This is a genomic window from Pseudarthrobacter sp. S9 (assembly GCF_050156545.1).
Classification (GTDB): domain Bacteria; phylum Actinomycetota; class Actinomycetes; order Actinomycetales; family Micrococcaceae; genus Arthrobacter.
The window spans coordinates 4,227,347-4,252,994 of record NZ_CP189576.1; the positions used below are offsets into that span (position 1 = coordinate 4,227,347).

General features: G+C 67.0%; 22 protein-coding genes and 1 tRNA gene. 7 read left to right on the plus strand and 16 right to left on the minus strand.

Annotated features, from left to right (window positions below; genetic code table 11):
- Position 1: 1 nt before the first annotated feature.
- The 7 genes from prcB to ACQCSY_RS20420 form a co-directional block, all read right to left on the minus strand.
- Positions 2-874 (minus strand): proteasome subunit beta, encoded by an 873-nt coding sequence (gene prcB / locus ACQCSY_RS20390; RefSeq protein ID WP_427131656.1) that lies wholly within the window; start codon positions 872-874, stop codon positions 2-4.
- Positions 875-974: 100 nt separating this feature from the next.
- Positions 975-1,178 (minus strand): ubiquitin-like protein Pup, encoded by a 204-nt coding sequence (locus ACQCSY_RS20395; RefSeq protein ID WP_211881074.1) that lies wholly within the window; start codon positions 1,176-1,178, stop codon positions 975-977.
- An 89-nt stretch (positions 1,179-1,267) separates the two neighbouring features.
- Entirely contained in the window at positions 1,268-2,878 is a 1,611-nt protein-coding gene (gene dop, locus ACQCSY_RS20400) for a depupylase/deamidase Dop (protein ID WP_427135961.1), read from the minus strand.
- Between the two features lie 59 nt (positions 2,879-2,937).
- Positions 2,938-4,788, minus strand: coding sequence for a proteasome ATPase (gene arc, locus ACQCSY_RS20405; protein WP_427131658.1), 1,851 nt, complete (start codon positions 4,786-4,788; stop codon positions 2,938-2,940).
- A gap of 80 nt (positions 4,789-4,868) precedes the next feature.
- Positions 4,869-5,969, minus strand: a complete 1,101-nt coding sequence (locus ACQCSY_RS20410) for a tRNA (adenine-N1)-methyltransferase (RefSeq protein WP_427131660.1) — start codon at positions 5,967-5,969, stop codon at positions 4,869-4,871.
- 100 nt (positions 5,970-6,069) lie between these two features.
- Positions 6,070-7,290 carry a site-2 protease family protein gene (locus ACQCSY_RS20415; protein ID WP_427131662.1) on the minus strand — a complete coding sequence of 407 codons (1,221 nt, stop codon included), beginning with the start codon at positions 7,288-7,290 and terminating at the stop codon, positions 6,070-6,072.
- The gene (locus ACQCSY_RS20420; protein ID WP_427131664.1) at positions 7,283-8,032 is read right to left on the minus strand and encodes an HAD family hydrolase; all 750 of its coding nucleotides are present in this window, start codon (positions 8,030-8,032) and stop codon (positions 7,283-7,285) included. The genes ACQCSY_RS20415 and ACQCSY_RS20420 overlap by 8 nt, the downstream gene beginning before the upstream one ends.
- Positions 8,033-8,174: 142 nt before the next feature.
- On the opposite strand from ACQCSY_RS20420, the gene ACQCSY_RS20425 reads away from it, so the two are divergent.
- Positions 8,175-9,080, plus strand: coding sequence for a PAC2 family protein (locus ACQCSY_RS20425; protein WP_427131666.1), 906 nt, complete (start codon positions 8,175-8,177; stop codon positions 9,078-9,080).
- 54 nt (positions 9,081-9,134) lie between these two features.
- Here the strand turns inward: ACQCSY_RS20425 and mshC are convergent, their stop codons facing one another.
- Both mshC and ACQCSY_RS20435 read right to left on the minus strand, forming a co-directional pair.
- Positions 9,135-10,424, minus strand: a complete 1,290-nt coding sequence (gene mshC / locus ACQCSY_RS20430; protein ID WP_427131668.1) for a cysteine--1-D-myo-inosityl 2-amino-2-deoxy-alpha-D-glucopyranoside ligase — start codon at positions 10,422-10,424, stop codon at positions 9,135-9,137.
- Between the two features lie 15 nt (positions 10,425-10,439).
- A complete protein-coding gene (locus ACQCSY_RS20435) occupies positions 10,440-11,273 on the minus strand; it encodes an undecaprenyl-diphosphate phosphatase (RefSeq protein ID WP_427131670.1) in 834 nt (277 codons plus the stop codon).
- A gap of 52 nt (positions 11,274-11,325) precedes the next feature.
- Here ACQCSY_RS20435 and ACQCSY_RS20440 point away from each other — a divergent pair, with 52 nt between their 5' ends.
- On the plus strand, positions 11,326-12,261 hold the full coding sequence (locus tag ACQCSY_RS20440) for an aldo/keto reductase (protein ID WP_427131672.1): 936 nt from the start codon (positions 11,326-11,328) through the stop codon (positions 12,259-12,261).
- A gap of 39 nt (positions 12,262-12,300) precedes the next feature.
- On the opposite strand, the gene ACQCSY_RS20445 is transcribed toward ACQCSY_RS20440, so the two are convergent.
- Positions 12,301-12,579 carry a hypothetical protein gene (locus ACQCSY_RS20445; protein WP_427131674.1) on the minus strand — a complete coding sequence of 93 codons (279 nt, stop codon included), beginning with the start codon at positions 12,577-12,579 and terminating at the stop codon, positions 12,301-12,303.
- A gap of 39 nt (positions 12,580-12,618) precedes the next feature.
- On the opposite strand from ACQCSY_RS20445, the gene ACQCSY_RS20450 reads away from it, so the two are divergent.
- The gene (locus tag ACQCSY_RS20450) at positions 12,619-12,852 is read left to right on the plus strand and encodes a DUF5703 family protein (RefSeq protein ID WP_427131676.1); all 234 of its coding nucleotides are present in this window, start codon (positions 12,619-12,621) and stop codon (positions 12,850-12,852) included.
- Here the strand turns inward: ACQCSY_RS20450 and ACQCSY_RS20455 are convergent.
- Together ACQCSY_RS20455 and ACQCSY_RS20460 are read right to left on the minus strand one after the other, a co-directional pair.
- Complete coding sequence (locus ACQCSY_RS20455; protein ID WP_427131677.1) at positions 12,849-14,012, minus strand: acyl-CoA dehydrogenase family protein; 1,164 nt, start codon at positions 14,010-14,012, stop codon at positions 12,849-12,851. The genes ACQCSY_RS20450 and ACQCSY_RS20455 overlap by 4 nt on opposite strands.
- A gap of 14 nt (positions 14,013-14,026) precedes the next feature.
- Entirely contained in the window at positions 14,027-15,343 is a 1,317-nt protein-coding gene (locus ACQCSY_RS20460) for a M20/M25/M40 family metallo-hydrolase (RefSeq protein ID WP_427131678.1), read from the minus strand.
- A 153-nt stretch (positions 15,344-15,496) separates the two neighbouring features.
- Here ACQCSY_RS20460 and ACQCSY_RS20465 point away from each other — a divergent pair.
- Positions 15,497-15,579: transfer RNA gene (locus tag ACQCSY_RS20465), tRNA-Leu, on the plus strand.
- A gap of 106 nt (positions 15,580-15,685) precedes the next feature.
- On the opposite strand, the gene ACQCSY_RS20470 is transcribed toward ACQCSY_RS20465, so the two are convergent.
- From ACQCSY_RS20470 to malQ, 3 genes are all read right to left on the minus strand, one after another.
- The gene (locus tag ACQCSY_RS20470; RefSeq protein WP_427131680.1) at positions 15,686-16,675 is read right to left on the minus strand and encodes an alkaline phosphatase family protein; all 990 of its coding nucleotides are present in this window, start codon (positions 16,673-16,675) and stop codon (positions 15,686-15,688) included.
- A gap of 106 nt (positions 16,676-16,781) precedes the next feature.
- Positions 16,782-17,684 carry an alkaline phosphatase family protein gene (locus ACQCSY_RS20475; protein WP_427131682.1) on the minus strand — a complete coding sequence of 301 codons (903 nt, stop codon included), beginning with the start codon at positions 17,682-17,684 and terminating at the stop codon, positions 16,782-16,784.
- Between the two features lie 78 nt (positions 17,685-17,762).
- Positions 17,763-19,931, minus strand: a complete 2,169-nt coding sequence (malQ, locus tag ACQCSY_RS20480) for a 4-alpha-glucanotransferase (protein WP_427131683.1) — start codon at positions 19,929-19,931, stop codon at positions 17,763-17,765.
- Positions 19,932-20,116: 185 nt separating this feature from the next.
- On the opposite strand from malQ, the gene ACQCSY_RS20485 reads away from it, so the two are divergent.
- From ACQCSY_RS20485 to ACQCSY_RS20495, 3 genes are read left to right on the plus strand one after another with little or no spacing between them, the layout of a single operon-like run.
- A complete protein-coding gene (locus tag ACQCSY_RS20485; RefSeq protein WP_427131685.1) occupies positions 20,117-20,470 on the plus strand; it encodes a TraR/DksA family transcriptional regulator in 354 nt (117 codons plus the stop codon).
- Positions 20,428-21,306 (plus strand): M50 family metallopeptidase, encoded by an 879-nt coding sequence (locus ACQCSY_RS20490; protein ID WP_427131687.1) that lies wholly within the window; start codon positions 20,428-20,430, stop codon positions 21,304-21,306. The genes ACQCSY_RS20485 and ACQCSY_RS20490 overlap by 43 nt, the downstream gene beginning before the upstream one ends.
- 9 nt (positions 21,307-21,315) lie before the next feature.
- Complete coding sequence (locus ACQCSY_RS20495; protein ID WP_427131689.1) at positions 21,316-22,380, plus strand: glutathione S-transferase family protein; 1,065 nt, start codon at positions 21,316-21,318, stop codon at positions 22,378-22,380.
- A 113-nt stretch (positions 22,381-22,493) separates the two neighbouring features.
- Here ACQCSY_RS20495 and ACQCSY_RS20500 read toward each other — a convergent pair whose 3' ends face one another.
- Positions 22,494-25,460, minus strand: coding sequence for a Tn3 family transposase (locus tag ACQCSY_RS20500; RefSeq protein WP_427131691.1), 2,967 nt, complete (start codon positions 25,458-25,460; stop codon positions 22,494-22,496).
- Positions 25,461-25,648: the final 188 nt, after the last annotated feature.

The window sequence follows — 25,648 nt, forward strand, 5'->3', positions numbered from 1 at the left end:
CTCAGGCCTCCCGCTGGGCGACGGCCCTGGACTCAATGACCGCGCCGGCCACCGCGGCGAGGTCGCGCTCCGGGACCCGGATCGCACCTGTGCGGTTGACGATGTAGACCACCGGCCAGAGCTGCCGGACCGGATCCGGCCCGCCCGTCGCGGAGTCGTCGTCGGCGGCGTCGTACAGCGCCTCGACGGCGACGGCGACGGCGTCCTGCTCGGAAAGGTTGGGCCGCCACAGTTTCTTCAGCGCCCCGCGGGCGAACATCGAGCCGGACCCCACGGAATGGTGCTCCTGCTCCTCGTAGCGTCCGCCGGTGACGTCGTAGGAGAAGAGCCGGCCGAAGCCTTCGGGCCGGTCGAAACCGGCGAACAGGGGGACGACGGCGAGCCCCTGCATCGCCATCGGGAGGTTGCCGCGGATCATGGCACCGAGCCGGTTCGCCTTGCCGTCCAGGCTCAGCAGGGTTCCTTCGATCTTCTCGTAATGCTCCAACTCAACCTGGAACAGCCGTGTGAGGTCGAGGGCGATCCCGGCCGTCCCCGCGATGCCCAGCACCGAGTACTGGTCGGCCGGAAAGACCTTCTCGATGTGCCGGCTGGCGATCACGTTGCCCATCGTGGCGCGGCGGTCCCCCGCCATGAGCACTCCCCCCGCGTAGGTCAACGCCACGATCGTGGTCCCGTGCGGCACCTGGAGGGGCGCGGCGGCGTGGGCGGTCAGCGCCCCGGCAGGCAGCTGGCCGAAAGGCAGCTGGCCGAGAGGCAATTGTCCGAAAGGCAGTTGGCCGAGAGGCAATAATCCGGGACGCTCGCGTTGCAGGTGCTCGGTGAATGAGGACGTCGCGTTGGCTGCTACCTGGTTGGCTGTTGTTTCCTGCACTGACGCACTCCCTCAACGTGGTCTATCAACGACTCTTCCGGCCCTTAGCCCCTGTGTCTCCACAAGCCCTGCCGCCCTCATCCGGCGGCCGGCGGCGCTCCTACTGGCCGCCCTTTTGCACGAAGGCGCGGACGAACTCCTCGGCGTTGGACTCCAGGACACCGTCGATCTCGTCGAGGAGATCGTCGACACCCTGGGTCGCTGCCGACGCCTGGGCCTCCGCGGGGGCCGGCGGCGCAGCGGGGACGTCCTCGTCAACCTCGGTGTCCCGCGACTGCGGCTGCTGCTGCTCCTGGCCTGCCATTTTCTTCTCCTTCTATCCGTCCCCTTTTCGCAAGGGACATCCTGTAGCAATAGTGCCACGCCCGCGGCGTCGGCGGGGGCCTTTTATTCCTACGAACCGGGGCTGAGTCCCAGCAGTTCGGCCAGGAACGGCCCGGCCTCCCGGTGACGGGCAAACAGGCCGCCGGTGAGGGCCTCTGTTCCGCGCAGGGGCTCGCGGGTGGGGACCCGCTGAAGCCTTCCGCGGCCGGGAACATCGAAGATGACGGAGTCCCAGCTGGCGCCCACCAGATCGGTGCCGAACCGGCTGACGCAGCGCCCGCGGAAGTAGGCCCGCGTGTCCGACGGCGGTTCCGTCATCGCCCGTGCGATCACGGCGTCGTCGACGATCCGCTGCATGCGGTCGCGGGCAAGCAGCCGGTGGTAGAGCCCCTTTTCCGGCCTGATGTCAGCCCATTGCAGGTCCACGAGGCCAAGGCGGGCGTTGTCCCAGCCCAGGCCGTCGCGTTGACGGTACCCCTCGAGCAGGGACAGCTTGGCCAGCCATTCCACCGAGGAGGCCGCGGCAGCCCGGTCACCGCCCAGTTCGGTCAGGGTCGACGACCAGCGCTCCAGCACCTCGTGGGTGTGGCCGTCACCGTCTACGGCATCGGCGACGCCGGTGTCCTGGGCGTGCTTCGCGGCGGTCTCGTAGTAGATCCACTGCAGGTCCAGGGCCGTGATCCGGCGTCCGTCCAGCAGCCGCAGGGTGGCCGCGAGCGAGGTGTCGTGGCTGACGGCCTGGAGGGCGGCGACGGGTTCGTGGACTTCAATCCGCGGCGCCAGGCCGGCCTCGATCAGGCTCAGGACCATCGCGGTGGTGCCGAACTTCAGGTAGTTGGAGGCCTGGCTGAGGTTGGCGTCGCCGATGATGACGTGGAGCCGGCGGTACTTGTCCGCGGTGGCGTGGGGCTCGTCGCGGGTGTTGATGATGGGGCGGCGGATGGTGGTCTCGAGTCCCACCTCGGTCTCGAAGAAATCCGCGCGCTGGCTGATCTGGTAGCCGGGCCGGGAGCTGTCCTGTCCCATGCCCACCCGGCCGGCACCGCAGATGATCTGCCGCGTGACGAAGAACGGCGTGAGCCCGCGGACGATATCGCCGAACGGCACCGCGCGGGGCATCAGGTAGTTCTCGTGGGAGCCGTAGGAGACCGACTTGTTGTCCGTGTTGTTCTTGTACAGGTTGATGGGCGGTAGTTCCGGATCCGCGGCGAGGCGGCGAACGGCCGCCAGGGCCACGAGGTCCCCCGCGGCGTCCCAGGCGACGGCGTCGCGCGGGTTGGTGACTTCCGGGCTGGAGTACTCCGGATGGGCGTGGTCGACGTAGAGCCGTGCTCCGTTGCCCAGCACCATGTTCATGAGCAGCGTGCCTGACTCGTCCTCGCCGTCGGCCTCCAGCTCTTGCCGTCCGTAGGCGAGGGCGATCGCCTCGGCATCGAGCACCGGAGGCTGGTCGGTGAGCTGCTCCGGCTCCGCGGCTCTCCGCTCCAGAGTCCAGCCGCGCGCGTCGTGCAGCGGCTCCTCGTCCGTGTAGTCCCAGCGCGTTTCGGCGCCGCCGGCGGCGCGCTGCCGCGTTACCTGGGCATACGCCTGGATCACCCGGGCGGACATCATCGTGGCGTTGGCCCCGGGGGCGGAAGGCGCGTGGATGCCGTACTCGGTCTCCGAGCCCATCACCCTCATCGCCCCGCCCACGGGCAGGCCACCGGTAGCGTCGGCCGGCCTGCCGGAAACAGCCCCCGTCACAGGTACTGGCCCGTGCTCGGCATCGTCTCGATGGACTTGCCGGGCTCCTGGCCCGCCTTGCCCTGGACGATGGTGCGGATGTAAGTGATGCGCTCGCCCTTCTTGCCCGAGATCCGTGCCCAGTCATCCGGGTTGGTGGTGTTGGGCATGTCCTCGTGCTCCCGGAACTCGTCCACGACGGCACGCAGCAGGTGGTCGATGCGCAGGCCCTTCTGCCCGATGGTCAGCAGGTCCTTGATGGCGTACTTCTTGGCCCGGTCCACCACGTTCTGCACCACGGCGCCCGAGTTGAAGTCCTTGAAGTAGAGCATCTCGGTGTCGCCGTTGGCGTAGGTCACCTCGAGGTACTCGTTGGACTTCTCGGTGGAGTACATGGCCTCCACGGTCCGCTGGATCATCGCATCCACGGTGGCCTGGACATCGCCGTTGTGCTCGCCGAGATCGGACTCATGGAAGGGCAGGTCGGTGGTGATGTACTTGTTGAAGATGTCCGCGGCGGCCTCGGCGTCGGGGCGGTGGATCTTCACCTTGACGTCCAGCCGGCCCGGCCGCAGGATGGCCGGATCGATCATGTCCTCCCGGTTGGAGGCGCCGATCACGATCACGTTGTCGAGCCGTTCCACGCCGTCGATCTCGCTGAGCAGCTGCGGGACGATGGTGGTTTCGACGTCGGAGGAGATGCCGGTGCCGCGGGTGCGGAACAGGGAATCCATTTCGTCGAAGAACACCACCACGGGGCTGCCCTCGGAGGCTTTCTCCCGGGCGCGGGCGAAGATCAGCCGGATGTGCCGTTCCGTCTCGCCGACGTACTTGTCGAGGAGCTCAGGGCCCTTGATGTTCAGGAAGTAGCTCTTCATGTCAGTCTTGCCGGTGCGCTCGGCGGCCCGGGCGGCGAGAGAGTTCGCCACGGCCTTGGCGATGAGCGTCTTGCCGCAGCCAGGCGGGCCGTAAAGCAGGATGCCCTTGGGCGCCTTCAGCCCGTGTTCGCGGTACAGGTCCGGATGCAGGAACGGCAGTTCGACGGCGTCGCGGATCTGCTCGATCTGCGGACCCAGGCCGCCGATGTCCTGGTAGGTGATATCCGGCACTTCTTCCAGCACCAGGTTCTCCACCTCGGAGCGCGGAACCTTCTCCAGCGCGTAGCCGGTGCGCGAGTCGATCGAGAGGGCGTCGCCGACCCGCAGCTTCTGGGCAAGCAGGGCGCCGGAGAGCCGGATGACGCGTTCCTCGTCCGCGCGGCCGACCACCAGGGCGCGGTCCGGGCCAAGCATTTCCTTCAGGGTCACGAGGTCCCCGGCCCGTTCGTAGCCGAGCCCGGCCACCACCATCAGGGCCTCGTTGAGCAGGACCTCCTGGCCGACCGCCAGCTGGTTGATGTTGACCAGCGGGCTGATCCCCACCCGCATCTTGCGGCCGGCGTTGAAGATGTCCACGGACTCCTCGGTGGAGGCCTGGCCGCTGCTGCCGGCGGAGGGCTGGCGCTTCGGATTGAGCTGCAGCACCGTGCCGAAACTGTACGGCGGCTGGCCTTCCTGGTCGAGGGCGTTCTTGAGCCGCAGGATCTCGGCCTTGGCGGTCTCGAGCATGCCGACCAGCTTGGAGTTGTTCTGCGTCGCAGCGGCGAGCTGGCGGTCAATATGCCGGAGCTTGTCCCGGAGGATATTGACCTGCCGCTCTGCCACGGACAGCTCATTGGCCGCATAGCGGTCACCGTCGTCGGCGGCGGCGGCGTGTCCTGTGGCCTGGCCTGTGGCCTGGCCTGCGGCCTTTCCTGTTTCCGCCCGTGCCGCCGCCGCCGCTGCGTCCTCTGCCGGTGTGCGGCCCGGGTCAGTGTTCGGAGTCTCCATCGTGCATCAGCCCCTTCCTGCTCATCTGTTAAGACCTTAGCCCCAAGAAGGCGGGTGACGCTGGAGACATCCGAAATATGCTAGTTCGTTATCTCCGGGTCGTCCACGACGTTCGTTCCGGCGATCGCGTCCCGCGCGGCGCGGCGCAGCTTTTTGTCCGAGACCGCGCGTTCCCCCACCGCGCCGGGCGTCCAGGCGTTGACGTCCTCTTCGTTGAAGCCGGTCTTGGACGGGCGGCGCTTCACAGAGATGCCCGTGACGCCGTCGGCGAGCCGGCGCGTGACGAGCAGGAAGCCGGTGTGGGCGACCATCCGGTGGTCCGGGCGCACGGCCAGGCCCTCGAGGTGCCAGCCGCGGACCATGGATTCCCAGGCGTCGGGTTCCGTGAAGCGGCCGTCAGCGCGGATGGCCTCCGCCGTGCGGGACAGCTGGGTGACAGTGGCGACATAATTGATCCACACGCCTCCCGGGGCCAGGACGGTTGCGACGGCGTCGAGGCATTCCCAGGGGGCGAGCATGTCCAGGACCACGCGGTCCACGGACGCCGGGGCCTCGGTGCGGACGACTTCCTCCTGGAAGTCACCGAGGGAAATCTTCCACGCGGGGTGCGGGCCGCCGAAGATCGTCTCGACGTTTCCGCGGGCGATGTCCGCGAATTCCTCGCGGCGTTCAAAGGAGTGGAGGTAGCCGTTGTCCCCCACCGCACGCAGCAGCGAGATGGACAGCGCGCCGGAGCCGACCCCGGCTTCGACAACGCGTGCACCCGGGAAGATGTCCGCCATGGTGACGATCTGGCCGGCGTCCTTGGGGTAGACCACTGCTGCGCCGCGGGGCATCGACAGCACGAAGTCCGAGAGCAGGGGGCGCAGGGTCTGGTACTGCTGCCCGACGTTGTTGACGACGACGGAGCCGTCCGGCTTGCCGATGATCTCGTCGTGGTTCAGGAAGCCGCGGTGCGTGTGGAAAGCGCCGCCCACTTCGAGGGTGATCGTGTTCATGCGGCCGCGCTCGTCCGTAAGCTGGACACGCTCGCCCTCGCGGAACGGTCCGCGGCGGCGGCCCGCGCCGACAGGTGCAGGGCCTGCCGGTGCGGTGCCGGTAGCTGTGCTGGTGGCTGCGCCGGTGACGGTGTCGGTTTTGCTGGCGCCAGCGTTGGTGTGGGCGGCGGTGTGGCTGCTCATAAAGATATTCCTCGCTCCTGTAAAGCTCTGTGGCCGCGGATATGCCGGCGGGCACCGGTCCTTGCGCGTGGGGCCGGAAATTCACGACCGGCACGTAACTCTACCGGTTCTGGCCCTGGTTCTGGTGGGTGGTACTGCGCTGCCCGCGTCCGGCCGTGCCCCTGCCGGTGATGGCCTTGAGGACGGTTGACTGGCGGAGCAGGCCGGTAACGGTCCCGTCCCGGTCCACCACGGCGTACTCCTGGCCCTCCAGCTGCGCCAGGTACTGGACGAGTTCCTGGCCCCTGGACCACTCGGGTACATAGGCGCCGGCACCGAGGGCGTAGGACACGGCCGTGACAGGGGTCATCGCCGCAGCCGAAGCAGGGACCGTCGCGGCGGCTCCCGAGTCTACGAGGGCCACCGGGCGGCCGTCCCTCCCGCACAGCACGACGGCGGGAGCTGCGCCCGTGGCGCTGTCCCGTGACAGCGCCAGCACGTCGGCGACCGTGGCGGTTTCCGGGAGGCCGACGGCGGGCTCGGCGAGGGCGGCGGCGTCCACGAGGTGCAGCCGGCTCCTCAGGCGCGCCTGCTGGATCGACGCCGTCGCGCCCATCCAGAGGAAGCTGCCCACCAGGGCGGTAATGAGCGTGAAGGAAATGTCCGGGCGCCCTCCGCTGAGCAGGGGCAGGACCACGAACCACAGGGCCAGGGCGATCACGATGATCCTGCCGCCCCAGCCTGCCGCGATCGTGCCCTTTTCCTGGCTGCCGGTCGCCTTCCAGACGGCGGATTCGACAAGCCTGCCGCCGTCGAGGGGAAGGCCGGGCAGCACGTTGAAAATGCCGATCAGCAGGTTGGCCCACACGAAAATGTTGGCCAGAATGTCGGCGACGCCGCTCAGGGTTCCGGTGGACAGCAGGAGCCAGCCGCCACCGGCGAGGACAAAGTTCGCGGCCGGTCCGGCCATGGCCACCAGCACTGACCGGCCCGGGGAGGCGGTGAAGCTCTCGAACTGGGTGTGGCCGCCCCAGAGATTGAGGACGATCTTCTCGGTGGGCCAGTGGTACACCTTGGCGGTCAGCGCGTGGGCGAGTTCGTGTACAAGCACGGAAATCAGGAGGAGCACGGCGTACGCGAACGCAACGAAGTAGGCGGTCAGGCCCAGCCCGGGATCATTGCGCTGGAGGACGGGTCCGTAGACGATCACGGTGAACGCCGCAATGATGAACCAGGAATAGGCGAGCACCACCGGAATGCCGGCAATGCGTCCGAGCGGGATCCCGTCCTTGCGGGTGGCCGGGCCCTTGCCGGGCCGTCCCCGGGTGCCGGTGTCAGTCAATGGCCAGGCTCCTTGTGGCGGCGCTTGCGAACCCGAAGGTCGCATCCGGGAACTCATGCCGCAGGGCCACCAGCTCTTCGAGGTCGGCGACGGTGCGTCCCTCGAGGGTGTCCCAGGTGGCGCGGCGGGGATCGTGCGGCAGAGGCATGATGTGGGGGATGCCGACCGTCACGACGCCGGACGCCATCGCTGCGGCGACGCCCGGTTCGGAGTCTTCCAGCGCGACGCACTCGTGCAGCGTGAGTTCCGGATCCTGGCGCTGCAGCAATTCAACGGCTTTGAGGTAGGCCTCGGGGTGGGGTTTGCCCTGCGTGACGGTATCCCCGGTGACCAGGAAGTCGAAATACGGCTTCGGCAGGCTCGCTACGATCTCGCGGGCAAGCGGGGCCTCGGACATGGTCACGAGGGCGCAGCGGATGCCGGCGGTGTGGAGCTCGTCGAGCAATTCGCGCGCCCCGGGCCGCCAGGGAACGGAGGTACGGACCCGGCTGATGACCTGTGCCGTGAGGGTGTCGATGATTTCACGGCGGTCCAGCTTCACGCCGGCGTCCTGCAGGACTCCCGCGGAGAACACGAGGGACTGGCCGACGAGCTGCATGGCCTGATCGTGTGACCACTGTCCGCCGTGCGCGGCCACGAGGGCGTGTTCGGCTTCGATCCAGTACGGCTCGGTGTCGACGATAGTGCCATCCATGTCCCATAGCGCAGCTTTGAGAATTGGCTGGGAGGCTGAGGATTGCATGCCCTCCAGTCTACGGTGCTGCCCGCCCCCGCCACCCGTACTTCGCCGATGGCGAATACCACGCGGCCGGGAGGCAGAGATTTGCGGACTTGCGGAGCTTCATTCCATGCACTGGCCCGCCCCTTGGACGTAGGGTGATGAGATGAACAGCTTCGAGGGAGACCCCACGGAACCAGGCGCCGTCCCCGAACCGGAACGGTTGTTGCAGGCCGTTCCCGAGGGTCGGCGAATCACGGTGATGCTTGCGGCCTTTGAGGGCTGGAACGACGCCGGGGAGGCCGCGAGCGATGCCCTGCGCTACCTGAACAAGCTCTGGGGCGGCAAGAAGGTCGCGTCGATCGACGCCGACGAGTACTACGACTTCCAGTTCACGCGGCCGACGATCCGCCGGACCGCTTCCGGAGAGCGGAAGATCAAGTGGCCGTCCACGCGGATCTTCAAGGCCAGCGTGCCGAACTCCAATGTGGACGTGATCTTCGTCCAGGGCACCGAGCCGTCCTACAAGTGGCGCGCCTACACTGCCGAACTGCTGGTGCACGCTGAGGCGCTTCACGTGGACTACGTGATCCTGGTCGGCGCCCTCCTCGCGGATGTGCCGCACAGCCGCCCGATCCCCGTGAGCACGTCCACGGACGACAACGCCCTGCGTGAGCGGATGGACCTGGAGGCGTCGCAATACGAGGGGCCGGTGGGAATTGTCGGCGTGCTCGGCGAGGTGGCGTTGCTGGCCGGCCTGCCCACGGTCTCGCTCTGGGCCGCCGTGCCGCACTACGTGGCCCAGGCGCCGTCCCCGAAGGCGCAGCTGGCCCTGTTGCACCGGATCGAGGAGCTGCTGCAGGTTCCCCTGGACACCCAGGAGCTCGTGGAGGAGTCGGACGCGTGGGAGCGCGGCGTGGACGAGCTGGCCACGGAGGATCCCGAAATTGCGGCCTATGTGCGCCAGCTGGAGGAGGCGAAGGACACCGCCGACCTCCCCGAGGCCAGCGGTGAATCGATCGCGCGCGAGTTCGAGCGCTACCTCAAGCGGCGGGGCAAGGACAAGCCCTGACCAAGGGTCCGACTGCCAGTCCCGCCGCCGGGTGGCCGCCGCTAGGGTTCGCGGTTAGAGTTCGACGCCGAGCAGGGCGTTGACGGCGTCGCTCACCAGGGCGGCGTCCGTAGCCGAGCCCGCAGCCGCGGCGCCGGTGTTCGCCAACGCGGCGGCGGCCCATGCGTCCACCGCTGCCAGGGCCCCGGGGGCGAACAGGTCGTTGGACAGTTCGGCGCGCAGCCGGGCAACGAGTTCGCCGGCGGAGCCTGCCGGCGCCAAGGCCAGGGCGGAACGCCAGGCACGGAGCCTTTCCTTGGCCTCAAGGAAACCGGCGTCGGTCCAGGACCAGTCCGTGCGGTAGTGGTGCGCCAGGATGGCCAGGCGGATGGCCGCCGGCTCTTCCCCGGCGGCGCGGAGCCGGGACACCAGCACCAGGTTGCCCTTGGACTTGCTCATCTTCTCGCCATCGAGGCCAACCATGCCGGCGTGCGCAAAGTGCCGGGCCAGCGGGACCCCGGCCAGCGAATAGGCGTGTCCGGCCCCCATCTCGTGATGGGGGAAGATCAGGTCCGAGCCGCCGCCCTGGACGGTGAACGGGGCGGGCAGGTATTTCTGGGCGATGACCGTACATTCGATGTGCCAGCCGGGCCGCCCCTCCCCCAGCTCGCCTCCGGGCCAGTGCGGTTCGCCGTCGCGGGCAACCCGCCACAGCAGGGGATCCAGCGCCTGGCGCTTTCCGGCACGTCCCGGGTCGCCACCGCGTTCGGCGAAAAGTTCCAGCATTTCGGTGTCGGAAAGCCCCGAAACGGCGCCCAGCGTCCAGGCGTCGACGGCGTCCGCGGAGTGCTTGCCGGCGGCCTCGACGTCGTAGTACACATCGCCGTCGGGTTCGCCGGCACTGCCGGCAACCCGGTACGCGAGGCCCTGGTGCAGGAGGCGCTCGATCGCGGGCACGATCCGAGGGACGGCTTCGACGGCGCCCACGTAGTGGTCCGGGGCCAGGACATTGAGGGCTTCCATGTCCGTCTGGAAGAGCTCGATCTGGCTGGCGGCGAGGTCCCGCCAGTCGACGCCGGTCGCCGTCGCGCGCTCCAGCAGGGGGTCGTCGACGTCGGTCACGTTCTGGACGTAGGAGACCTGCTGCCGGCCGTCGCGCCAGGCGCGGTTGAGCAGGTCGAAGGCGACGTAGCTGGCAGCGTGGCCCATGTGGGTGGCGTCATAGGGGGTGATCCCGCAGACATACATTGACTGCTCACCCGTCGCCTCAAGGGTGACGACTCCGCCCTTGACGGTGTCGAAGAGGCGCAGGGCAGGCATGCTGCCCGGGAGCTGGGGAACGGGGCGGGATATCCAGGACTTCACAGCCCAAGCCTAGTGCTAGGCGCTGATGACATTGAAACCGAGCAGCAGGTACAGCGCCAGGCCCAGGAAGATCCGGTACCAGACAAACAGCCGGTAGCTGCGGGTCGAGACGAACCTCAGGAACCAGCCGATGATGACGTAGCCCACGACGAAGGCGATGACGGTGGCGAGGGCCGTTTCCGGGAGGCCGTAGGGGCCGGTGATCCCTTCCTTCGAGACCACCTTGTACAGCTGGTACAGGCCGCTGCCGAACACGGCCGGGATGGCCAGCAGGAAGGAGTAGCGGGCCGCCGCCTCGCGGGTGTAGCCCATCAGCAGGCCGGCGGTGATGGTGCCGCCGGAGCGGGACACACCCGGGATCAGGGCCATGGCCTGCGCCAGCCCGTAGAAGATGCCGTGCCTATAGCTCAGTCTGGTGAGGTCGCGTTCCTGTCGCCCCACGGCGTCGGCGACGGCGAGGATCATCCCGAAGACAATGAGCGTGGTGGCGACGATCCACAGGCTGCGGAGCACCGATTCGATCTGGTCCTGGAAAAGCAGCCCGAGAACAATGATCGGCAGGCTGCCCAGGATGACCAGCCAGCCCATCCGCACGTCCGGGTCCTGCCGGGACACCTTTCCGGTCAGCGAACCGGCCCAGGCCCTGACGATCCGGACGATGTCGCGCCAGAAGTAGACGATCACGGCCGTCTCGGTCCCCAGCTGGGTGATGGCGGTGAACGCCGCCCCGGGATCGGCAGCGTTGGAAAGGAACGAACCAACTATCCGCAAATGGGCGCTTGAGGAAATCGGGAGGAACTCGGTCAGTCCCTGTACTAGGCCCAGAAGGGCCGCTTCAAACCAGTTCACGTTTATAGACCCTACGTTATGAACCCTCCTGAATCCCCGTAAGCTTGCTGACATGCAGCAGCGTTATGTCGGCAACAGTGGGTTGCGCGTGTCCGCCCTTTCCCTTGGCACCATGTCCTGGGCCCGGGAGACCGATGAGCAGGATGCCTCGGGGCTGCTCCTCGCCTTTGTGGACGGCGGTGGGACCCTGATCGACACGGCGGCCTCGTACGCCGACGGCCAGGCCGAAGCAATGCTCGGCGGGATGCTGGGCGACGTCGTCGCACGTTCCGAGGTGGTGATCTCCACGAAGGCCGGGCTTTCGACGTCGGACGGGCGCCGGAGCGTCGATACGTCCCGGAACGGGATGCTGTCCGGCCTCGACGCGAGCCTGGCCCGGCTGGGAACCGACTACGTTGATCTCTGGTTTGCCCACGCCTGGGACCCGAATGTGCCGCTGGAAGAAACCCTGTCCGCGCTCGAATACGCCGTCCGTTCCGGCCGTGCGCGCTACGCGGGCGTCTCGAACTTCAACGGCTGGCAAACGGCCAAGGCCGCCGCGGTTGCGGGTTTCCCCCTGGTTGCGAACCAGTCCGAATACTCCCTCGTGCAGCGCACCGCCGAGACAGAGCTCATTCCGGCAATCGAGGACGCCGGGCTGGGACTCATGGCATGGGGCCCGATGGGCCGCGGAGTCCTGAGCGGAAAATACCGCGGGCACATCCCCGCGGACTCGCGGGCCGCACACCAGCGGCTCGCCAGCTATGTGGAACCGTACCTCGAGGGGCCCGCGTCCAGCGTGGTGGAAGCAGTTGCGATGGCCGCGAAGGGGCTGGGCAGGACGTCACTGGACGTCTCACTGAGCTGGCTGCTGTCCCAGAACGGCGTTGCCACCGCGATCGTGGGCGCGCGGACCTCCGTGCAGCTCAAGGAGATCCTGGATTCGACGCTGGTGCCACTCCCCCCGGAGATTGCACAGGCGCTGGAAGACGTCTCCAGCCCGGTCTGAACCCGCGTCTCTGAACCCGGCACCGGCTTGGTGCTTGCCTTAGTTCTGGTCGGAATCCTGGAGGATCTCGAGGTCTTCTTCGTCGTCGAGGTCGTCTTCCTCGTCCTCGTCGCTGTCGTCGTCGATCACTTCAAGCGGCGTCACTTCCCCGTACGCTTCGTAGAGGGAGTCGTCGTAGACTTCAAAGGCGTCAGCAACGGCAAAGAAGGCCGCTTCGACCGCGGGGTCCCCATCGCCCCGGCGCGCCGAGGCTGCTGCCAGGTGTTCTTCCAATGCGGAGGTCAGGGATTGAAGCGCGACACGCGGATCGATGCTCATGACTTCACGTTAGCCGGAAAAGGACGAAAATGGAGAGCAATGAAGGAACATTTTCTGAGCAGTTCAGTCCAGCGGGAGCGGGACTACGTGAAGCAGTACGAGTACCTCGTACTGACGGTCGGCCCTGAGGATTCCCTGCCCGAGGCGCGGCGGCGGCTCGTGGAGCATTCCGAGTACGGCAAGTGGGAACTGGAGCGCAGCCGCCTCTATGTAGGCGGCGGACGCCGGTTCTGGCTGCGCCGGAAGGTAATCCAAGTCCAGCGCACCGTTTAAGGCGTTTCGAGCGGTCCCAGCCAGGCGTTGGCCACCGTGTTGTGCGCCGATTCGTCGTCGGAAGGATGGAACATCCCGGCCAGCACGTCCCGATACAGCCGCTCCAGTTCGGACCCCCGGAAATAGCTTGAGCCCCCGGAAACCCGGATGGCGAGATCCACCACGGCCCGTGCCGTCTCCGTCGCCCTGACCTTGAGGCCCACGAGTTGCGGGAACCACTGGCTGCCGTGCTCGGCCAGTTCGTCGACGTCCGTGGCCACGCGGGACAGCTGCGGGTAGAGCGCGTCCATGGCCATTGCCGCCTCCGCCACCTTCCAGCGGATATCCGGATCCTGGGCGTAGCTGCGGCCGCCGTTCTTGAACGAGGTGCGGCGTTTGACGGCCTCCACCCCGAGCAGGAGCGCCCGCTCGCCGATGCCCGTGTAGACCGCCGCCAGCAGCGTCTCAAAGCAGGCAAAAATCGCGAAGATCAGGGGGTCGGCGTTCGGGCCCACCGGCATTTTCCGGAAGATCCGCTCCGCCGGCACGACGGCGCCGTCCAGCACCGTGGTGTTCGACTGGCTGGCCCGCATGCCGAGCGTGTCCCAGTCCGGCAGGATCTCGTAGCCGGCAGTCTCCCGGGTGATGAAGCCGTGCACCAGCTCCCCCGCGCCGTCCGCGGCCGAGGTATCCTTTCCGAAGATCCCCAGCCGCGTCCAGGCCGGTGACAGGCTGGTGAAGATCTTGCGGCCCGTGAAACTGTAGCCGCCGTCCGGCAGCGGGACAGCCTCGGTCTTCGAGTCGAACAGCACGGAGTCGTTGCCCGCCTCCGAATTCCCGAACGCGAAGACCTCGCCCTGCGCCGCTTCCTGGAGGACGAAATCGAGCGAGGAGTCGCCCCGGGCAGCCAGGACGTGCGCGACGCCGGTCCACACCAGATGCATGTTGATGGCCAGCGCCGTGGCCGGCGCCGCCGTCGCCAGCCGCCGCTGAAGCTGCGCAGCGTCGGCGAGCCCCAGTCCCAGGCCGCCGTCGGACGCCGGGACGAATATCTTCAAGTACGCCGCCGCGGCAAGTTCCGCCAGGTCCTCATGGAAGAACGCGTTGTCGCGGTCGTAGCCGGCAGCACGGCCGCGTATCCTTTCCAGCAGGGGCTCGGTCAGCACTTCCTCGGGTGCCATGGTCGAGGTCAGGCTCAGTAGTTCGTGAGCAGGGTGTCCAGCACCCGCGCGCCGAATTTGAGGGATTCGGCCGGGACGCGTTCGTCGACGCCGTGGAACATTCCGGTGAAGTCCAGTTCGTCCGGGAGCTGGAGCGGGGCGAAGCCGTAGCCGATGATGCCCAGCCGGCTCAGGGACTTGTTGTCCGTGCCTCCGGAGAGCGTGTAAGGCAGCACCTTGGCGCCCGGGTCCTCGGCGTGCAGGGCATCGATCATTGAATCGACGAGGTTGCCGGCGAACGGGACCTCGAGCGAGACGTCGTTGTGGACGTAGCTGATGTCGACGCCGCTGCCCGCGAGCTCGCGGACGATCTCCAGGACCTGCTGCTCCTGGCCCGGCAGCGTCCGGCAATCCACGAGGGCTTCGGCCGATTCGGGGATCACGTTGTGCTTGTAGCCGCCCTTGAGCAGGGTCGGGTTGGTCGTGTTCTGCAAGGTGGCCCCGACGAAGCGGGCCACCGTGCCGAGCTCCTTGAGGATCTTGTCCGGATCGTCCGGATCGAATTCCACGCCTGTGAGTTCCGTCACGCCGTCCAGGAACTGCCGGGTGGTGGGTGTCAGCTCCACGGGCCACTTGTATTCCCCGATGCGCGAGACGGCGCCGGCAAGCCGCGTCACGGCGTTGTCCGTGTTGATCTGGGACCCGTGGCCCGCGCGGCCGTGGGCCACGAGGCGCAGCCAGGAGAGGCCCTTTTCGGCGGTCTGCAGCAAGTAGGTGCGCTGGCCGCCGATCGTGGCGGAGAAGCCGCCGACCTCGGAGATCGCCTCGGTGGCGCCGTCAAAGAGTTCGGGCCGCTTCTCGACGGCGTAGCGGGCACCATACTGGCCGCCGGCTTCCTCGTCGGCGAAGAACGCGAAGATCAGGTCCCGCTTGGGTTTGCGCCCGGTCCGGGCGAAGTTGCGCAGCACGGACAGGATCATGGCGTCCATGTCTTTCATGTCCACGGCTCCGCGGCCCCAGATCATGCCGTCCTTGAGTTCGGCACCGAAGGGATCCACCGACCACTGTTCGCGGAGCGCCGGAACGACGTCCAGGTGCCCGTGGACCACGAGGGCGCTTGCCGACGGGTCCTCCCCCGCCAGCCGGGTGATCACGCTGGCACGGCCGGGTGCGGCCTCGAAGATTTCGGCGTCCAGCCCGACCTCCGTCATGAGCCCGGCGGTGTATTCGGCGGCCGCGCGTTCACCCGGACCAGAGCCATCGCCGTAGTTGGAGGTGTCGATCCGGATCAGCTCCTGGCAGATCCTGACAACTTCGTCCTCGGGCCTGGTTTCAGTCCGGATGTCGGTCATGTGCAGCTCCTCGTGGCGTGGCTCAATTGCTGGCTTCAGCCTACCCACAAGCCCCGATTCGATGTTTCCGGAAACTTCATGTTAGAGTTTTTCTCGCTGCTTCGGAGAAAAGCAAAACGCTGAAAGGCGCAAACGATCTCCGAATTACCACCTGCGCGGGTGGCGGAATGGCAGACGCGCTAGCTTGAGGTGCTAGTCCTCGAAAGGGGGTGGGGGTTCAAGTCCCCCTCCGCGCACAACAGGAAAAGGCCCTGGAATCCTATGATTCCGGGGCCTTTTTTGGCGTTTCAGAACATTCGCCGAGGTGTCCCCCGGGGGTCCGGGACCGTCGGCTCGAGGACCCTATTTGAGCAGCTCCGTCATGACGGGGGCGTTCCGATCGTTGTTGGTCAGGGGTGATAAGCCCCACACCTCCTCGATCGTGTGCAACAGGGAGTAGTGGGTGTACGCGGCATCGGATCTGTACGCTGTCCGTGCAGCCGGGCCGGCAAAAACCGTGGCCACCCGGTTGTCGTCGTTGCTGCCCTCGTCCCACGTGACTACCAGCAGGGAATTCCGGGTCGTGAATGCCGGCGAGCCAAGGATTCTCGGGACCTGCCGGGCCAGCCAGTCGTCTCCGGTCCGGATCGGGCAGTCGTGCGTGTCGTTGCACAAATCGGGACTGATGAAGACGTAGTTCGGAAGGGTGGAGGCGGACTTCAGGTCCTGGTCCAGCCGGCTCAAGGGCACGACGTGGGCGGAGCACGAGTTCTTGTCCGCCGTGACCGAGGGGTAGTACATGAACGGATTGTGCTTCACCGCGTACCGTCCGGAGTTCTCGGCCCCGCAGGGCGCAGGCATGCTCTCGGCGTACATCTTCCAGCTTCGTCCGGACCTCGAGACCTCATCGGCGATGGACCGCACGTCCGCCCTGCATTCTTTCGGTTTGCAGTTGCTCGTTATCCCGGCGTTGGTTCCGCCGGTCAGGGCGAGATAGTTGGGCAGGCTTGGGTGCATGATCGCCCGGTAGTTGGCGGCCAGCGCAAATTCGTCCGCAAGGGTATTCAGATAGCCGGCATCGCCGGCACCCATAATCTGTGAGGCGGACTTGTTTTCCTGGACGATGATGACGATGTGTTCGATCCCGCCGCTCGCCGGGTTGGCCGGGGGCGACGGCGGCTGGGCCGGGACCGGGGGCGGCGGCGGCTCGGCGGGGACCGGGGGCGGCGGCGCTTGGCTGGACTCCGGGGGCGCCTGCGGCGGGATGGGGGCCGGCTGCGCCGGAGTGCACCCCGCAAGCAGCATGGCCAGCGCAAAGCCACCAGCAAGAGAGCGCCTGCCGATTCGCCTCATCGGATCATGGTAGCGGGAGGAGCCACACCCCGCCATGGCTCCCGCCAAGATCTGCGTCAACGACGGGCCTGTGGGGCAGGTGACACCCGTAAGCGAGTGAGGTGCGCTACCTCAGCAGTTCGGTCATCGGGGCGGCGTTCCTGGAGTTGTCCGTCAGAGGCTGCAGCCCCCAGACGCTTTCGATCGTGCGCACTAACGAGTAGTGGTTGTAGGGCGCATCGGATTTGTACGCTTTCTTGGCGGCCGGTCCGGCAAATATTGCAACTGCCTGATTGCTGGAGTCATCGCCTTCGTCCCACGTGATCACCAGGAGGGAGTTCTGCGTCGTGAAGGCCGCCGAGGCGAGAATCTTCGGGACCTGCTGCGACAGCCAATCGTCCCCCGTCTTCATCGGGCAGTCGTGCATGTCGTTGCACAGGTCAGGACTGATGAACACGTAGTTCGGCAGGCTTGAGGCTGACTTCAAGTCGTCGGCCAACCGGGAGAAGGGCACAACGTGGGCGGCGCAGGAGGCCTTGTCCCCGGTAACTCCGGGGTAGTACATGAACGGATTGTGTCTGACGGCGTACCTTCCGGAATTGTCCGCACGGCAGGGGGCAGCCATGCCCTCGGCATACATCTTCCAGCTGCGCCCAGACTGCGCTATTTCGTCCGCGATGCTCCGTACATTCGCCGTACACCCGCTGTCCTTGGGACTGCAGTCATCTGTGACGCCTGCAGTGGTGCCACTTGTCATGGCCAGATAGTTTGGCAGACTGGGGTGCGTGATTCCCGCGTAGTTCGCCGCCACAGCATATTCGTTGGCCAGCTTGTTGAGATACGGGGCGGAACTGCCACCGAGAATGCCTGTGGCAGGCTTGTTCTCCTCGACGATGATGACCACGTGGTCGATACCACCGGAGCCTCCCGACGTCGTCGGCGGAGGCGAGGTGCACCCCGCAAGCAGCATGGCAAGCAACATGGCCAGCGCAAAGCCGCCAGCGAGAGAGCGCCTGCCGATTCGACTCATCGGATCATGGTAGCGGGAGGAGCCATAGGCCGCCATGGCTTCCGCCAAGATCGGCGTCGGCCATCCCGCCGGCTCCCCTCAGGCCCTTGGATGCAGGGCTGTCCGGACGGTCCCCACGAGGGACCGGAACCCGGGATCATCGGGTAGCCCATCGAGGAGGACGGGCCCGTCGGCTCCGGCCAGCGGGATGCACCAGTTCGGGTATTGCGTGCTGGTCCCCGGCTGGTTCTGGGTGCGGGTTTCCCCGACCGCATCGACGAGTGCCACCCCCAGCAGTGACGACGGCGTCAACGCGGTGAACGCGTAAAGGGCCTCGACGGTCCCCCGCACATCGGTGTGGTCCGCATCCGGCAGCAGCCCGCGTTCCCTGACGAGGGCGAGGACCGCCTCCTGCTCGGCGGCGGCCTCTGCGCGTTCCTCGTCCACGGGACGCTGCAGCAGCCCCAGCGACTCACGGAGCGTGACGTGCTCGCCGGCCAGGTAGCCCGCCGTCGGAGGCAGATCATGGGTGTTGACGCTGGTCAGGCACTGCTGGCGGTACCGCTCCGGCGGAATCGGTCCGGCTGCGTCGTGTTCGAACCAGAGGATTGACGTGCCGAAGATCCCCCGTTCGGCAAGATAATCGCGGACCCAGGGCTCGAACACGCCCAGGTCCTCGCCGATCACGATCGCCCCGGCCCGTTGCGCCTCGAGTGCAAGGATGCCGATGAGCGCCTCGTGGTCATAGTAGACGTACGTGCCCCGCTCCGGCCCGGCCCCCTCCGGGATCCACCACAGGCGGAACAGGCCCAGGATGTGGTCCACGCGGATTCCTCCGGCATGGCGCAGCACGGTCCTGAGCATGTCGCGGTAGGCGGCATAGCCGGATTCGGCCAGCCGGGCCGGATGCCACGGTGGCTGGGTCCAGTTCTGGCCCTGCTGGTTGAATATGTCCGGCGGTGCGCCCACCGTGACGCCCCGCGCGAGGACACCGGAGAGGGTCCAGGCATCGGCCCCGCCCAGCTTCACCCCGACGGCCAGATCGTGGATGACGCCGATCTCCATGCCTGCCTGCCCGGCCGAGTGCTGCGCCGATTCCAGCTGCCGGTCGCAGCACCACTGCAGCCAGCGGTGGAATTCGATCCTGTCCGCGAGCTGCGCCCGTTGTTCCGTGCAGTACGGCGTACCCGGGGCAGCCGCCGCGCCGGTCCACTCCGGGGCCGAGGGCGGCAGCTTTTCCGCGAGCGCGCACCACAGCGCAAAGTCGTCCAGTCCCTGTCCCTGTTCCGCGCAGAAGACCGCAAATGCGCGCGCGCGGGCCGGGCCCCGGCGGACCTGGAAAATGAGCTCCAGGGCGGCGAGCTTTGCCCCGTAGCTGGCGTTGCGGTCCAGCAGTTCCGCCGACCGGCTGGCGGGGTACAGTTGCCCGGCCTGCCGGGCCACCTCGGCCCGGCCCGCGGCGTCGAGGTAGCCGTACTCGGGAATTTCCTCCACCCTCAGGTACAGCGGGTTGAAGAAGCGCCTGGTGGTGGGGAGGTAGGGGGAATCCTCGACCGGCGGGGCAGGCTCGGCGGCGTGCAGCGGATTGACCAGGACAAAGCCGGCGCCCTCCTGCCCGGACATCGTGGCTATGTCCGCGAGGTCAGCGAAGTCACCTATCCCCCAGGAGCGTGAGGACCGCACGGAATAGAGCTGGGCCGTCAGTCCCCAGTTGCGTCGCCCGGCCAGCAGACCGGTGGTGCCGAGCTGCCGCGGTGTCACGACGAGCGGACATTCGGCGAGGGTGCCGTCGGCGTCCGCCCGGAGGGTGTGCCAGCCAAGGGCCAGATGGTCCGGGACGGCGAACGTCGCGCGGCCGGTGAGAACGCCGTCGACGTCGGCGGGCACGTCCCGATTCTCACGCTGGGTGGCCTCATGCCTGCTGCCGTCCTCGGCGTCGATCCAGACGGTGACCGTACCCCCGTGCGGGACGTGGACATCAACGTGGACTTCCTGGCCTTCCCGCTGGACGAGGACCGGGGGCAGGATGCGCCGCCACGGTGCCAGCCGGGCCTCGCGCAGTGATCGTTGCATCTCCTCGGGCCCGTCGGCCGGGACGCCGAGTGCCGCCAGGACACTCTGCAGCGTGCTTCCGGACACGGACCGTTCGACGCCGTCCCAGCCCCAGTAGCTGGTCCCTACGCCGTGGGCCGCCGCCAGTTCCCGAAGGAGCCCGTCTGTGTCGTCCTCTACGAGGTCCGCGTTTTCGTGGTGCTTACCGTCCGCCATGGGCCCACTCTAGACGCTGCCACGGGGCCAGCGCCCTCCCAGTGGATGTGGGATTCACCTACGTGTTCATCCAGGCCCTCCACTGCTGCGGCAGTTTGCCCTCCCGTGTGTTCCGCGCGCCGGCGTACAGCGGACCCTCCGACGTGTTCGACGGGGAGGAGCCGTCCGCGCTAGCCTTGCAGCCTATGGTTGACGTCGAACGGTTCCGGATCCTCCTTCAAGAGGAGCGCGATCGGAAACTTGCCCTCCTGACGGCACTCCGCCAGGACATCACTTCGGTGAATGCCGCCCGGCAGGATGCAAACGCCGACGACGAACACGATCCGGAGGGTGCCACGATCGCGTTCGAGCTCTCCCAGGCCTCGGCATTGCTGGAACAGAGCAGGGCCGGGCTGGCCCAGATCGAGGCCGCTCTCGGGCGGATCGATGCGGGCCGCTACGGAATCTGCGAAGTCTGCGGGGACGAGATCGCGGAGGGCCGGCTTGAGGCCAGGCCATGGACCCCATCCTGCATACGGCATTCCGCGGGGAAGGCATGAACCTCCCCGGCATGGACATCCCTGCCACGAACTTCCCTCTTGCGGGAACGTCACTGGTGAACGGCCCGGCCACGGACAACCTTGCCGAGACGTGGTGGAGCCGGATCATCGCCGGGTTCGCGCACTCCCCCAGCCCGCACGTCACGAGTACCGAGCTGGCTGTGGTGATCCTCCTCGCCGTCGCCCTGTCCCTGCCGCGCGCCACGTGGCGGTACTTCGGCCTGCTCGCCACCGTCGCGCACGAGCTGGGCCATGCCTTTGCCGCCCTCATGACGGGCCAGCGCCTCGGCGGCATCAGGCTGGGCCTGGACCACTCCGGCACCACCACCACCTACAGCAGGGGCCGCCTGCCCGCCGTGTGGTCCACCTTCTGGGGCTACCCCGTGCCCGCCGTCGTGGGCGCCGCGATGGTCTGGTGCGGCTTCAGCGGCTGGGGTCCGGCGGCGATGTCCGTGGGCACACTGGTGCTGCTGGCATCGTTCCTGTTCCTCCGCAACGGCATCGGCCTGCTCATCACGGCGGCGGCAGTGCTGGCCGCCGTGCTGCTCGTAGTGTTCGTTCCCGCGGAATTCAACGGACACGTGGTTATCGTGCTCGGCCTGGCCCTCCTGGTCGCCGCCGTCCGGGACCTGGGCAAACTGGCCAACCTTCACCTGCGGCACCGCGACCGGCTGTCGACGTCGGACGCCTACCTGCTGGACCGTGCAACCTCCGTTCCCGCAATCGTCTGGATCTTTCTTTTCGCCGCGGTGGTGGCGGGTTCCTGGTGGTGTGCGTGGCAGCCGATGGCGCTCGTGGTCACGGCGCTGCTGGGTGAGGGCGTTTCCCCGGCATAGGCTGGGACCATGAACCAGGCACACACCGATGACCCCGGATACAGCACCCGAGGCGCCTACGTCACGGGCGGCGAGGAGTTCACCCGGGACACCAACTACATCGAGGACCGGATCACCAGGGACGGAGCCCCGGGCCGCAACGGCGAACCCGGCTGGCCCTTGGAACCGGACCGCTACCGGCTGGTGGCTGCGCGCGCCTGCCCCTGGGCGAACCGGACGGTGATCGTGCGGCGCCTGCTGGGCCTGGAGGACGTGATCTCGCTCGGCCAGCCCGGCCCCACCCACGACGCGCGGTCCTGGACTTTTGATCTGGACCCCGGCGGCAAGGATCCCGTCCTCGGCATCGAAAGGATCCAGGACGCCTACTTCCGCCGCTTTCCGAAGTACCCCCGCGGCATCACGGTGCCGGCAATCGTGGACGTTCCCTCCGGGCAGGTGGTGACGAACAACTACCCGCAGATCACCCTGGACTTCTCCACGGAATGGACCCGATACCACCGGCCCGGCGCCCCGGAGCTGTATCCGGAACACCTGCGGGAGGAGATCGACGCCGTCAACCGCAGGGTCTTCACCGAGGTGAACAACGGCGTCTACCGCTGCGGCTTCGCCGGGTCCCAGGCGGCCTATGACGCCGCCTATAAGCGTCTCTGGACCGCCCTGGACTGGCTCGAGGAACGGCTCGCCGGCCAGCGGTACCTCGTCGGTGACACCATCACGGAGGCGGACGTGCGGCTGTTCACCACCCTGGCCCGCTTCGACGCCGTCTACCACGGGCACTTCAAATGCAACCGCCAGAAGCTCAGCGAGATGCCGGTCCTCTGGGCCTACGCGCGGGACCTGTTCCAGACCCCCGGGTTCGGCGACACCATCGACTTCGTGCAGATCAAGCAGCACTACTACATCGTCCACGAGGACCTCAACCCCACCGGAATCGTCCCGCGCGGGCCGGAGCTGGGCAAGTGGCTCACCGAACACGGCCGCGAAGTGCTCGGCGGCCGGCCGTTCGGCGACGGTACGCCGCCCGGCCCGGTCCGGTCCGGCGAGGAAGTTGCTCCGGGACACGGGGCCGCCTGACAGTCCTGTTGGCGGCGGCCCCCGGCGGGACTGGCTAGGGTGGTGCCATGCAAATTTCCGCTGCCCCGATGCCTGAAAAGGGGGCGCTTCAGAAAACGGAAAAAAATACCACGCTAAGCCTTGGAAGGTGATCGTAGGGGCCTGAATTTGCCCGTGCCGATCCTGGCGCTGCTGCGCCAGGTGTAGTCGCCGGTGAGGTTGATGTGTTCCCAACCCAGTGGTGACAGGTATTGCAGGAGCGCGTCATGGGATTCCGGGTCCTGGTCGCGTCGCGCGTTTGCGGCTCGTTCGAGGTAGACGGTGTTCCAGAGCACGATGGCGGCGGTGAGGAGATTGAGGCCACTGGCGCGATAGCGTTGCTGCTCGAATCCACGGTCCCGGATTTCGCCGAGCCGGTTGAAGAACACGGCCCTGGCGAGGGCGTTACGTGCCTCGCCCTTGTTGAGCCCGGCGTTTACCCGGCGCCGGAGTTCGACGCTTTGGAGCCAGTCCAGGATGAACAGGGTGCGTTCGATCCGGCCCAGCTCGCGCAGGGCCACCGCCAGGCCGTTCTGGCGGGGGTAGCTGCCGAGCTTGCGCAGCATCAGTGAGGCCGTCACGGTGCCTTGTTTAATCGAGGTGGATAGCCGCAGGATCTCGTCCCAATGGGCGCGGATGGCCTTGGTATTGAGGGCGCCACCAATCAGGGGCTTGAGTGCGCCGTAGGGGGTGTCCCCTTTGGGGATGTACAGCTTGGTCTCGCCCAGGTCGCGGATGCGTGGGGCGAAGCGGAATCCCAGCAGGTGCATCAGGCCGAAGACGTGGTCGGTGAACCCGTTTGTGTCGGTGTAGTGCTCCTCGATGCGCAGGTCCGACTCGTGGTAGAGCAGGCCGTCGAGGACATAGGTTGAGTCGCGGACGCCGACGTTGACGACCTTGGCGCTGAAGGGTGAGTACTGGTCCGAGACGTGGGTGTAGAACATCCGCCCGGGATCCGTGCCGTACTTGGGGTTGACGTGGCCGGTGCTTTGGGCACTGCCGCCGGCCTTGAACCGCTGGCCGTCGGATGACGAGGTGGTCCCGTCGCCCCAGTTCCCGGCGAGAGGTTGCCGGAATTGGGCGTTGACCAGTTCGGCCAGGGCGGTTGAGTAGGTTTCGTCCCGGATGTGCCGGGCCTGCAGCCAGGACAGTTTGGCGTAGGTCGTGCCGGGGCAGGACTCGGCCATCTTGGTCAGCCCGAGGTTGATGCCGTCGGCCAGGATCGTTGTCAGCAGGAGTGTCTTGTCCTTCGCGCTGTCGCCGGTCTTCAGGTGCGTGAAGTGGCGGGTGAAATCTGTCCACCCGTCCACTTCCATGAGCATGTCGGTGATCTTGACGTGCGGCAGCTGCATCGCCGTCTGATCAATCAGTGTTTGCGCCGCGTCGGGGACGGCCGCGTCGAGCGGGGTGATCTTCAACCCGGACCCGGTGATGATGGCGTCGGGCAGGTCGTTGGCTGCGGCCATCCGGTTGACCACCGTCAACTGCTGCTCCAGCAGTGAAAGCCGGCCATGCAGATACTCGTCGCAATCGGTGGCCACGGCCAACGGCAAGCCGCCGGACGCCAACAGATCGCTGAACACCCCCGCCGGGACCAGGTATTCCTCGAAGTCCTTGAACTGGCGCGAGCCCTGCACCCAGACATCGCCCGAGCGCAGGGCATTCTTCAACTCCGACAGCGCACACAGCTCGTAATACCGCCGGTCGACCCCGTCTTCGGTGACGACCAGTTTTGCCCAGCGCGGCTTGACGAATCCCCGTGGCGCATCGTCCGGCACCTTACGGGCGCTTTCCGCGTTCATGGTACGCAGCACCTCGATGGCCTTGAGCATATCCTTGGCGGCCGGTGCCGCCCGGAACTTGAGCACGGCCAGGAATTCGGGGGCATAGCGGCGCAGCGTGGCGTAGCTTTCGCCCACGCGGTGCAGGAAGTCGAAGTCCCCGGGCCGGGCAAGCTTTTGCGCCTCGGTCACGCTGGTCGTGAAGGCATCCCACGACAGGACGGACTCGATGGCAGCGAAGGGGTCGGTGCCGCTTTCCTTGGCTTCCAGCAGCGCCTTGCCGATGCTCCCGTACAGGCGCACCTTGTCGTTAATCGCCTTGCCGGACGCCTGGAATTGTTGCTGGTGCCGGTTTTTGGCGGTGTTGAACATCTTGCCGATGATGCGGTCGTGCAGGTCGATGATTTCATCGGTGACGGTGGCCGTGCTTTCTACGGCCACCGCGACCAGGGTCGCGTAGCGGCGCTGCGGCTCGAACTTGGCCAGATCAGCCGGCGTCATCTGCCCGCCCTCACGGGCGATCTTCAGCAGACGGTTCTGATGGACCTGCCGTTCGATGCCGGCGGGCAGCTCCAGCGCCTGCCAGGCTTTGAGTCGCTCAATATGTTCGAGCATGTGCCGCGAGTTCGGTTTGACCGGCGACTGGCGCAACCAGGCAAGCCGGGTGGACTTGCCTTCCTCCCTGCGCTTGAGCAGACCATCCAACCGGTGTTTATGATCATCTGAAAGGTCACCGGTCAATGCCGCGTAGATGCGCCGGTTGGCTTTGGTGATCGCCTCGGCACAAACCCGCTCGATGACATCCACTGCCGGGACGACGATGCCCTGGCGGCGCAGGCTTTCCACCAGGGCGCCGGCCAGCACGATGCCTTTGTCCGTTTGCAACGCCAGCTCAACCAGCTCATGGACCGCCGCCCGGTACTGGCTCAGTCCGAATAGTTTGAATCCGAAACCCGTTTGCAGCTCGATGAGATGCTCGTGCCGGGTCTGTTCGCGCCGGCCGTACTCGTCCCAGCTCTCGACCGGAACGCCGAGCTGCGCGGCCACCATGGCCAACACCGGTGGGTCCGGTGTTTGGTCGGTGCCAAGGATGGTGCCGGGAAATCGCAGGTAGCAAAGTTGGATGGCAAAGCCCAACCGATTCTCCGGCTTGCGACGCTGGCGAATGAGGGCCAGATCGGCATCATTGAGGGTGTAGTGCTGGATCAGCTCTTCCTGGCCCTCGGGCAGGGCGAGCAGGGTGTGCCGCTCGGCGGCGGACAGGATTGAACGATTGGGCATCGGCCCTCCTTCTGAAAACCTGGGTTCTCGATAAGCCCGGCCATGCCACCCATCGGACACGGAGAATCAAGTCATTCACATTTGCCACTGGTAGCCCGGGTCGACGGTTTTCCCAGCGTCCGGACTGCGGTTCCGGGGCCATACGCGCGGGCTCCTCCGGCGTTGTTTTGAACGTCGGACGGTCTGGG